Below are 10,646 nucleotides of genomic sequence, written 5' to 3'. Positions count from 1 at the left end.
CCAAGGACTATACGCTGAGAGTATACGCTCAGGGAATAGCGGCCCGGCACCGGGACCCCGCTCGGACCGACGACAACCTATGGGTTGTACAACGACCGAGTTGTGCGTACTGTTCGGCGCATGCCCGTTCTGCAGGATGACCTGAGCCAGGTGTTCTCCGCGCTCGCCGATCCCACCCGGCGCGCGATCCTCGCCCGGCTGGCCCACGGCGACGCCACGGTCAACGAGCTGGCCGAGCCGCTGCCGATGAGCCAGCAGGCCGTCTCCAAACACCTCAAGGTGCTGGAGCAGGCCCGGCTCATCTCCCGCACCCGGACGGCGCAGTCGCGCCCCTGCGTGCTGGAGACCGGGCGGCTCGACGAGGCCGTCGAGTGGGTGGCCCGGCACCGGCAGGTCTGGGCGGACCGGCACGATCGCCTGGAGCAGCACCTGAGCAAGCTGCGCAGCGCGCCGGAGGGCACCCGGTGACCGGCACCGGCGAGCTCACCTTCACCCGGGTGCACCGCGGCTCCCCCGAGCTGCTCTTCGCCTGCATGACCGAGCCGGCCCATCTCGTGCACTTCTGGGGCCCGGCCGGCACCACGACACCGGTCGGGGGCATCGTGGTCGACCTGCGGCCGGGCGGCGCCTTCGAGACCACCATGGTCAACGAGGCCGACGGCAGCACGTACACGATGCGGGCGGTCTTCGCCGAGATCGACCGGCCGCACCGGCTCGTCTGGGTCGAGGCCGGCGTCGAGGGCGGCATGCGGACCACGGTCACCTTCACCGACCTGCACGACGGGCGTACCGAGGTCGTCACCCACCAGAGCAATGTGCCCGCCGCGTATCTCGCCGCCGAGGCCCAGGCCGGGTTCGTCACCAGCCTGGACCGCTACGCCGCCTACGTGGCCCAGCTGACCAGCCAGGAGCCCACATGACCACCGTGACATCCGCCGACGGCACCGAGATCGCCTACGACAGCGCCGGCCGCGGGCCCGCGCTCGTCCTGATCGACGGGGCCATGTGCTACCGGGCCGCGGGCCCGATGCGGCCGCTGGCCGCCCTCCTGACGAGCGCCTTCACCGTCTTCACCTACGACCGGCGGGGCCGCGGCGAGAGCGGCGACACCCAGCCGTACGCGACGGAGCGCGAGGTCGAGGACCTGCGGGCGATCGTGCGGGCCGCCGGTGGCCGGGCCGCGCTCTACGCCATGTCGTCGGGCGGTGCCCTGGCCCTGGCCACCGCCGCCGCCGATCCGGGCGTCACCGGGCTGGTGCTGTACGAGCCGCCGTTCCTGGGCGGGGACAAGGAGTACACCGCGCGGCTCGGTGAGCTGCTGGAGGCGGGCCGGCGCGGGGACGCGGTCGAGCTGTTCATGACCACCGTCGGCGTGCCCGCACCGGTGATCGCCGGCATGCGGAGAGGCCCGGGCTGGTCGGCCCTGGAGGCGATCGCCCCGACGCTGGCCTACGACGACGCGTTGCTCGATGACGGGCGAGTGCCGGGCGAGCTGCCGGTCACCGTACCGATGCTGGTCGTCTCGGGGACCGCAAGCCCGGCGGAGATGCGGCAGGCGGCGCAGGCGACGGCGGCCGCGTTCCCGGCGGCCGAGCATCGCTCGCTGGCGGGCCAGACGCACGACGTGCGGCCGGACGCCCTGGCCCCGATCATGATCGATTTCCTCCTGGACTGAGCAACCACCCATGACAAATATCAGTGGTTGAGTGAGTGCTCGCTCATTAAGCTCCACGGAGTGACCAACCCGGACCGGAGTGCGCGACGCCGACGGGTGCCCGCCATGGCCCCCGAGGACCGGCGGGCCGCCCTGATCGCCGCGACCATCCCGCTGCTGCACGAGCACGGGCTCGACGTCAGCACCAAGCAGATCGCCCAGGCGGCCGGGGTCGCCGAGGGCACCATCTTCGGTGTCTTCCCCGACAAGAGATCACTGCTCACCGCCGCGATGGTGCAGGCCTTCGATCCCGCGCCCACCATCGACGCCGTCGCCGCGATCGGTCCGGGCCGGGATCTGCGGGGCCGGCTGGCCGCCGCCACCACCCTGATCATGAAGCGGTTCGCCCACAACGCCCGCCTGATGGCCGCGGTCCGGCACGCCCATCATGCCCACGATCCGGCGGGCATCATGCGGATGAACCGGGCTCGCGAGCAACTGCTCGCCGCCCTGACCGAGCTGATCGAGCCGGACGCCGCCCAGCTGCGACGTTCACCGGCCGAGGTCGCCCGGCTGGTTCTGCTCTTCTGCGGAGCCAATACCTACGGCCCGTTCGCCGACCGGCGCTTCGACGGCGACGAGCTGGTGTCGCTGCTGCTCGACGGGCTGCTCGTCCAACCAGACCATTCACACGGGGGTGTCTGACCGGTGCTCGTCCGACTTCTGCGCGCGCGGCTGCGACCGTACGGGAAAGCGATCTGGATGGTCGTGCTCTTCCAGTTCGTCGCCACGCTCGCCACGCTCTACCTGCCCACGCTGAACGCGGACATCATCGACAACGGCGTGGTGCCCGGCGACACCGGCTACGTCATGATGGTCGGCGCCGAGATGCTCGGCATCACGCTGGTGCAGATCGCCGCCCAGGTCGCCGCCGTCTACTTCGGCGCCCGCACCGCCATGGCCGTCGGCCGCGACGTGCGGGCCGCCGTCTTCTCCCGGGTGCTCGACTTCTCGGCCCGCGAGGTCGGCCAGTTCGGCGCGCCCTCGCTGATCACCCGCACCACCAACGACGTCCAGCAGGTCCAGATGCTGGTGCTGATGACGTTCCTGCTGATGGTCTCGGCTCCGATCATGTGTGTCGGGGGCATCGTGCTGGCGCTGCGGCAGGACGTGCCGCTGTCCTCGCTGCTGCTGGTCGTCGTGCCCGTCCTGGTCGGCGTGGTCACGCTGATCATCGTCCGGATGCGCCCGCTGTTCCGCACCATGCAGGTGCGCATCGACAAGGTCAACCGGGTGCTGCGCGAGCAGATCACCGGCATCCGGGTGATCCGCGCGTTCGTCCGCGACGACCGCGAGCAGGCCCGCTTCGGCGTGGCCAACGCCGAGCTGACCGACGTGTCACTGCGGGTCGGGCGGCTGATGGCGCTGATGTTCCCGACCGTGATGCTGCTGGTGAACGCCTCCAGCGTGGCGGTGCTGTGGTTCGGCGGGCACCGCATCGACGACGGCTCGATGCAGATCGGGGCGCTCACCGCGTTCCTCAGCTACCTGATGCAGATCCTGATGGCGATCATGATGGCCACCTTCATGTTCGTGATGATCCCCCGGGCCGAGGTCTGCGCCGAGCGCATCGAGGAGGTGCTGGTGCTGCCGTCCAGCGTGGTGGTCGCGCCGCGGCCGGTCACCGAGCTGAGCCGGCACGGCTCCCTGGAGCTGCGCGGCGTCGACTTCCACTACCCGGGCGCCGAGGCGCCGGTGCTGTCCGGCATCGACCTCACGGCCCGGCCCCGGGAGATCACGGCCGTCATCGGCAGTACCGGCAGCGGCAAGACGACCCTGCTCAACCTGGTCCCCCGACTGTTCGACGCCACCGGCGGCACCGTGCTGGTCGACGGGGTCGACGTCCGCGAGCTCGACCCGGCGCTGCTGTCCCGCACTGTGGGCCTGGTGCCGCAGAAGCCGTACCTGTTCAGCGGCACCGTCGCGTCGAACCTGCGCTACGGCAACCCGGACGCGACCGACGAGGAGCTGTGGACCGCACTCGAGGTGGCCCAGGCCCGGGACTTCGTCGAACGGATGGAGGGCGGGCTGGAGGCGCCGATCGCGCAGGGCGGCACCAACGTCTCCGGCGGTCAGCGGCAGCGGCTGGCGATCGCCCGGGTGCTGGTGCACCGGCCGGAGATCTACCTCTTCGACGACTCGTTCTCGGCGCTGGACTACGCGACCGACGCGGCGCTGCGGGCGGCGCTGACCGCGCACATCGCCGACGCGACCGTGGTGATCGTGGCCCAGCGGGTCAGCACCATCCGCGACGCCGACCGGATCGTCGTGCTCGACAACGGCGTGGTCGTCGGCACCGGCTCGCACACCGAACTGATGGACACCAATCCCACGTACCGCGAGATCGTTCTTTCTCAGCTGACTGAGCAGGAGGCTGCCGCATGACTGCGCCAACTCGCCGTCCCGCCGGACCGCCGATGGGCGGGCCCGGGGCCCGGATGATGGGCGGCGGGGGCATGCCGGCCGAGAAGCTGCAGGATTTCAAGGGCTCCAGCCTGCGGCTGCTGCGCATGCTGCGCCCGCAGCGGGTCCTGGTCGGGGTGGTGCTGCTGCTCGGCATCACCAGCGTGACGCTGTCGGTCATCGCCCCGCGCCTGCTCGGCCACGCCACCGACATCATCTTCGACGGCATCGTCGGCAAGGGCCTGCCCGCCGGGGTCAGCAAGGCCGAGCTCGTCGAGCGGCTGCGCGCCGAGGGCGAGACCAACCGGGCCGACATGCTGGCGTCGATGGACGTCATCCCGGGCCAGGGCGTCGACTTCACCCGCCTCGGGCACCTGCTGCTCTGGGTGCTCGCGCTCTACGTGGCCGCGTGGGCCTTCGGCGTGTTCCAGGGCCGGCTGACCGCGACGGTGGTGCAGGCCACCGTGTCCCGGCTGCGCGGGCAGGTCGAGGCCAAGCTGGCCCGGCTGCCGCTGGCCTACTTCGACCAGCAGCCGCGCGGCGAGGTGCTGAGCCGGGCCACCAACGACACCGACAACATCGCGCAGACGTTGCAGCAGACGTTCAGCCAGCTCGTCACCAGCCTGCTGACCATCATCGGCGTACTGGCCGTGATGTTCTGGATCTCGCCCCTGCTGGCACTGATCGCGCTGGTCACCGTACCGGTGTCGGTCTGGGTCACGACCCGGATCGGCAAGCGGTCGCAGCCGCAGTTCGTCGCCCAATGGGCGACGACCGGGCGGCTCAACGGCCACATCGAGGAGATGTTCACCGGCCACTCGCTGGTCAAGGTCTTCGGCCGCGAGCAGGAGGCGGCCGAGACCTTCCGGGAGCACAACGACAAGCTGTACGCGTCCAGCTTCCGCGCCCAGTTCATCTCCGGCCTGATCCAGCCCGCGATGATGTTCATCAGCAACGTGAACTACGTACTGGTCGCGGTCGTCGGCGGGCTGCGGGTGGCCACGGGTTCGCTGTCGCTCGGCGACGTGCAGGCCTTCATCCAGTACTCACGGCAGTTCAGCCAGCCGCTGACCCAGGTGGCCAGCATGGCCAACCTGGTGCAGTCCGGGGTGGCGTCGGCCGAGCGGGTCTTCGCGCTGCTGGACGCGCCGGAGCAGTCCGCGGATGCGCCCGCTCCGGTGCTCGGTGACCCGGTCCGTGGCCGGGTCGCCTTCGAGGACGTGTCGTTCCGCTACCTGCCGGACAAGCCGCTCATCGACAACCTGTCGCTGACCGTGCAGCCCGGGCAGACCGTGGCGATCGTCGGCCCGACCGGCGCCGGCAAGACCACGCTGGTCAACCTGCTGATGCGCTTCTACGAGGTGACCGGCGGCCGGATCACCCTGGACGGCGTCGACATCGCCACAATGCCCCGCGAGGAGCTGCGCGAGCACATGGGCATGGTGCTGCAGGACCCGTGGCTGTTCGGCGGCACGATCTTCGACAACATCGCGTACGGGGCCGACCACCCCACGCCGGAGTCCGTGGCCGAGGCGGCCGAGGCGGCCCACGTCGACCGGTTCGTCCGGTCGCTGCCGGACGGCATGGAGACGGTGATCGACGAGGAGGGCTCGAACGTGTCGGCGGGCGAGAAGCAGCTGATCACGATCGCCCGGGCGTTCCTGGCCGAGCCGAGCATCCTGATCCTGGACGAGGCGACGAGCTCGGTCGACACCCGTACGGAGGTGCTGATCCAGCGCGCGATGAACAGGCTGCGGACGGGCCGCACCTCGTTCGTGATCGCCCACCGCCTGTCGACGATCCGGGACGCCGACGTGATCCTGGTGATGGAGCACGGCGCGATCGTCGAGCAGGGCACCCACGACGACCTGATCGCCGCGGACGGCGCGTACGCCCGGCTGTACTCGGCGCAGTTCGCCCAGGCCGCCGTGGAGGTCGACTGAGGGTGCCGTCCGGTTGTGCTCCGGGTCGCGGGGCGGCGACTCCTCAGCTCCGTGGCCCGGTTTCCGAAGGTTCCGGCGATGCCGCCCGGCTCGGCGCGGTGTGACGCTGGACCGGAGGTCGTCACGGTGTTGAACGTTGCCCAGTGGGCCGTGCTGGCGACGGCGTTGCCGGGGTTGCTCGGAGCCGCTCCCGCCCCCGCCGCCCTGCCCGATACTCCTCCGGCGGTCTGCCCGCAGCCGGCGGGTGACTGCGGCTTCGCCGTCACCCCGGGGCGGGCCTACACGATCACGTCGGCCTACCAGGCGAGTTCGACGGTCCGGGCGGTCGCGTACACGTACAGCGCGGCCACGGGCTGGCGACGGTGGTTCACCGGCACGCCCTACGGGCCGTCGGTGTCCTGGGCGCCGCTGGCGACGACCACACCCGCGGTGCCGGCCGGAACCGAGCGGCTCGGCGTCGACCTCCCGGGCGCCACCGCGGTCGGCGAGGTAGCCGTCGCGGCGGCCGCGCCGGCTCAGCGCCGACAGGCATACCGTCCGGCGCTCGGGCGCGGCACCGGCCTGGTGACGAACGGTTTCGCCTACCACAACCCGAGGAACAAGCGGGCGGTGCGCTCGGCGGTCTGGCACGTGACCACCGGCTCGCTGTTCGCCACGCGCGGCAGCGGGGACACCGGAAAGATCGACGACGGCGCCCCGGGTCCCCGCTCGTCGGTCAACACCGGCTCGTCGGTCTTCCGGATGCATTCCGTACGCCACGACTTCACCGACGTCAAAGTGTCGTTCCGGCTGAACATCGCCTACCAGACCTCGACGTCGTACACCCCGAAGAGCAGCTATGACGGCGTCCACATCTGGCTGCGCCACCGGACGCAGTACGAGTTGTACGCGGCCAGCGTCGCCCGCCGCGACGGCAAGGTGCTGATCAAGAAGAAGTGCCCGGGCGGACCGGTGAACGGCGGCACGTACTACACGTTGGGCGCGGAGATTCCAGGGATGCCGATCGTGCGCGACAAGTGGCGCCCGATGGCGGCGACCGTGCAGAACAACCCGGGTGGCTCGGTGACCATCGTGCTGTACGTCGACGGCAAGGCGACGGTCAGCGCGGTCGACACCGGGATCGGGTGCGCGCCGATCCGCGCGGCGGCGCCGATCGGGATCCGCGGCGACAACACGCGGTTCCGCTTCACCGACGTCACGGTGAGCGGGCTGTAGGACCCCCGGCGAACAGCGGAGGGGCGGCCCGTGTGGGGCCGCCCCTCCTTCGTGCTGTCTGACCCGGTCGCTAGCGACCGGACCGGATCACTTGCTGACGATGCGCTTGGTGCCGGTCCAGTTGCTCAGGATGCCGAAGTTGGCGTTGGAACCCACGAGCGCCCGGAAGGTGTAGGCCGACTTGGACCGCAGTCCGGTGACGGTCCGGCTGTACTGACCGTTGGCGTTCAGGATGCCGGTGCCGACGGTCGTCCAGGTGCCGTTGGCGTTACGGCGCTCGAGGCGCACCGTGAGGCCACGGACCTTCGGGTTGCCGGTCACGGTGAGCGTGGCGGCACCCTTGCGGGGCGACGAACCGCCGATGACCGGGGTCTCCTTGAGGTACACGGTGACCGGCTTCGACCGGACACCGTCGACCTCGACCGCGAACTGGGTGCCCCGGCTGGTCAGCGAGCCCGCGAACGAGAACTTGCCGCTGGCGCCGACCTCGAACGACTCACCGTACGGCTGGAGGCCGGCGGTGCTGCCGAGCGTCTGAGCCATGGGAACCACGGTCGAACCCGGCGTGGCGTTGCCGCTCAGGGTGACGGCGCCCGGGCCGACCCGCACGGTGGTGCTGGCGGTCAGCGTCGTGGCCACCGGCGTCACGGTGTCGTTGTCGTCCATGATCGTGACCGAGCCGGTGCCCTGCTTGACGACCACACCGGCCGGGCCGGGCTTGCCGAGCATGACCTCGAAGTCCTCGTCGGACTCCTTGATCTTGTCGTTCAGGATCGGCACGTTGATCGTGGTCGAGTCGTGCGTCGGCGTGATCGTGGCGGTGCCACCCGACTTGGTGTAGTCGCTGCCGGCCTTGGCCGAACCGTCGACGGTCCACCACGGCACCGAGATGGTCTGCTCGGTGGAGGTCGTGTCCGCGTCGAACTCGAGCGAGATGTCCAGGTCGACCGAGCCCTCGCCCTCCTTGATGGACTCACTGCTGACCTTGACGGCCGGCGGCAGGTCACCCGCGTCGTCGTTGATGCGGTAGACCCCGACGTTGGTCTTGTAGCCGACCGTGCTCGGCGCCGTCTCCGTCGCGGTGAGCTCGATCGTCTCGACCGGCTCGTCGATGGAGTCGTTGTTCAGGTCCAGCGTGCCCAGCGAGATCTCGCTGGTGGTACCCGCGAGCAGGGTGTAGGTGTCCGAGACGAACTCGTCGTAGTCGGCCTTCTCCGCCGCATCCTCGCCGGTGGACCCCAGGGTCAGCGTGAGCGGGATGTCCTCCTGAGCCGTGCCCACCGGGGTGGCGGTCACCTTGAGGCTGGTGCCCTCGGTCCCGGAGCCGCCGTTGAACTTCAGCGTCGGGACGGCGTCGTCGTTCTTGATCGCCAGCGAGGCGCTGTGGGATCCGCCCGGCGCGGGAGAGGCGTCGGCCAGGAGCTCACCGGGCGCCAGCGCGACACCGATCGTGATCGATTCCTCGGACTCGAACACCTTGTCGCCGTTGATGGTGACATCGACGTAGCCCGTGGTGCTGCCGGCCGGGATCGTCACCGCGGCAGTCGGAAGATCGAAGTCCCGGCTACCGATTGCCCCAGCGGTCGGGTCGGCGGTGCCGCCGGTCACGGTGGCGATGAGGTCGACGTCGCCGTTGGTCTGACCGGAGAGCTTGACCGGGAACCTGACCTTGTTGGTCGTGTCGCCCTCGTCGACGGACATGTTGCCGACGGTGAAGGTCGGCGCGTTCAACTCGTCGTCGGTGATGGTGAACGCCCGCGCACCGAGGCTGGCGGTGTTGACGGACATGTTGGGGCTCGACAGGTTGATGTTCACAACCTCGTTGCCGGGCTCGTAGATCGTGTCACCGATCGTCTCGACCACGATCTTGCCGAGGGTCGAGCCGGCCGGGATGACCAGCGAGGTCGCACCCGCGGGGATCGTGATCGAGCCGGAGGCCGGCTTGTAGTCGACACCGCTGGTAGCGGTACCGCCGCCGAGAGTCCAGTCGACCATGACCGGAATCGTCGAAGCCTTGTCCAGGGTGAGAGTGATCTCCGTCTTGGTCGTGCCGGTGTTTCCCTCGAGCACGCTGTTGGCGCTGAGGGACACGGTCGGCGCCGCCTCGTTGTCGTTGATCGCTCCGCTGGCCGACGTCGTCGCACCCAGGCCGGCGTTGACCGGGCTGGAGATCGTCGCCGTCAGTGCTTCGGGGCTGCTCTCCACGTCGTTGTCATCGATGGTGTCGACGAGCGCCGTCTGGGCGACCGAGTCACTCGGGAACACGACCGTCGCCCCGGCGAGCGGGTTGTAGTCCTTGCCCGCGGTGGCGCTGGCCGCAGTGGCCGAGGCCGGCCCGTCAGTGGTGTTGACCGTGACCGTGACCTGCTTCTCCGCCGCCGCGCTGAGCAGGAGCGGGAACCCGAGCGGGTCGCCCTCCACCGCCTGGCCGGCACCGCCGATGCTGACGGTCGGCGCGCTGTCGTCGTCCTTGATGTTGATCGTCACCGCGTCCGCGGAGGCGTTCTGCGGAATGGCGTCGGTGAAAGCGGGATCGACCCGGACCCTGAAGTCCTGCAGCGTGTCCTCGTAGCGCTTGTCATCGATGATCTCGACCTCGGTGTAGCCGCTGGTCTGGCCGGCCGCAACCTTGATCAGCGCCGCACTGCCGGTGAGCGCCGTGTAGTCCGCGTGCGCCGCATCGGTGACGTTGGAGATGGCGTCGCCGTCGACCGTTTCGACCGGGATGTCGATCGGGCTGCCGGCCGGACCCGACAGGGTCGCAGTGATCCGCACCTTACGGAAATCCGGAACATAGGTGATGTTGGGGGCGACGCCCTGGGGCTTGGTGCCCACCGCCGTCTCGTCCACCGGGGTGACAGTCGTCAGCCGGTACGTCGGCGTGTCGTTACCGTCCTCGATGGTTGCCGTCGCCGTGTCGGTCCCGATGGGAGCAACGTTCTGGCTGGTGGCAGTGAGGTCGAACGTCTCGTCCGACTCACTCGCCCCGTCAACCTTGGTCTTCACCGTGACCGTCGCGCTGGCGCCCGGCGCGAGCGTCACGGTGGAGGGCTGCGGGCTGGCGACGTAGTCGGCCGGAGCGGTGGCGCTTCCGTTCTGCGTGCTGAGGGCATAAGTCACCGGCCCGGTGCCGCCAGCGGCGCGAGTGATGGTGAAGACGACGTCCTGGCCTTCGATGACGTTGCTCGGCGCGGTGACGGTCACGTCGTTCGGCGCGGCAGACGCGGGGGACGCGATCAGGATGGTCGGCACCAGGCCGACGACTCCCGCGACCGCGGCCGTCATTGCCGTCCGCAGCGACTTGGGGCCACGCAGCATGAACGGAACCGAGCCGCTCTTGGCCGCATGGGCTGGTGAATAGCGCATGTGTT

The 10,646-nt window shown here is 70.0% G+C and carries 8 protein-coding genes; 7 read left to right on the top strand and 1 reads right to left on the bottom strand.

What is annotated here, in order from left to right; genetic code table 11:
- The first annotated feature begins 120 nt into the window (after nt 1–120).
- From AB0C12_RS28520 to AB0C12_RS28490, 7 genes are all read left to right on the top strand, one after another.
- A complete protein-coding gene (locus tag AB0C12_RS28520; RefSeq protein ID WP_360552910.1) occupies nt 121–468 on the top strand; it encodes a metalloregulator ArsR/SmtB family transcription factor in 348 nt (115 codons plus the stop codon).
- Complete coding sequence (locus tag AB0C12_RS28515) at nt 465–920, top strand: SRPBCC domain-containing protein (RefSeq protein ID WP_360552909.1); 456 nt, start codon at nt 465–467, stop codon at nt 918–920. The genes AB0C12_RS28520 and AB0C12_RS28515 overlap by 4 nt, the downstream gene beginning before the upstream one ends.
- Nucleotides 917–1,675 carry an alpha/beta fold hydrolase gene (locus tag AB0C12_RS28510; RefSeq protein WP_360552908.1) on the top strand — a complete coding sequence of 253 codons (759 nt, stop codon included), beginning with the start codon at nt 917–919 and terminating at the stop codon, nt 1,673–1,675. The genes AB0C12_RS28515 and AB0C12_RS28510 overlap by 4 nt, the downstream gene beginning before the upstream one ends.
- 105 nt (nt 1,676–1,780) lie before the next feature.
- Nucleotides 1,781–2,359: a helix-turn-helix domain-containing protein gene (locus tag AB0C12_RS28505; protein WP_360552907.1), complete on the top strand. Its 579-nt coding sequence runs from the start codon at nt 1,781–1,783 to the stop codon at nt 2,357–2,359.
- A gap of 3 nt (nt 2,360–2,362) precedes the next feature.
- Nucleotides 2,363–4,099: an ABC transporter ATP-binding protein gene (locus AB0C12_RS28500; protein WP_360552906.1), complete on the top strand. Its 1,737-nt coding sequence runs from the start codon at nt 2,363–2,365 to the stop codon at nt 4,097–4,099.
- Nucleotides 4,096–6,060: an ABC transporter ATP-binding protein gene (locus AB0C12_RS28495; RefSeq protein WP_360552905.1), complete on the top strand. Its 1,965-nt coding sequence runs from the start codon at nt 4,096–4,098 to the stop codon at nt 6,058–6,060. The genes AB0C12_RS28500 and AB0C12_RS28495 overlap by 4 nt, the downstream gene beginning before the upstream one ends.
- A 126-nt stretch (nt 6,061–6,186) precedes the next feature.
- Nucleotides 6,187–7,275, top strand: coding sequence for a hypothetical protein (locus AB0C12_RS28490; RefSeq protein WP_360552904.1), 1,089 nt, complete (start codon nt 6,187–6,189; stop codon nt 7,273–7,275).
- A gap of 87 nt (nt 7,276–7,362) precedes the next feature.
- Here the strand turns inward: AB0C12_RS28490 and AB0C12_RS28485 are convergent, their stop codons facing one another.
- On the bottom strand, nt 7,363–10,641 hold the full coding sequence (locus AB0C12_RS28485; RefSeq protein ID WP_360552903.1) for a Calx-beta domain-containing protein: 3,279 nt from the start codon (nt 10,639–10,641) through the stop codon (nt 7,363–7,365).
- Nucleotides 10,642–10,646: the final 5 nt, after the last annotated feature.

Source organism: Actinoplanes sp. NPDC048967 (assembly GCF_040649415.1).
GTDB lineage: Bacteria > Actinomycetota > Actinomycetes > Mycobacteriales > Micromonosporaceae > Actinoplanes.
Note: the sequence above shows the minus strand (reverse complement) of the source record. Positions and strands in the feature narration are given on the sequence as shown.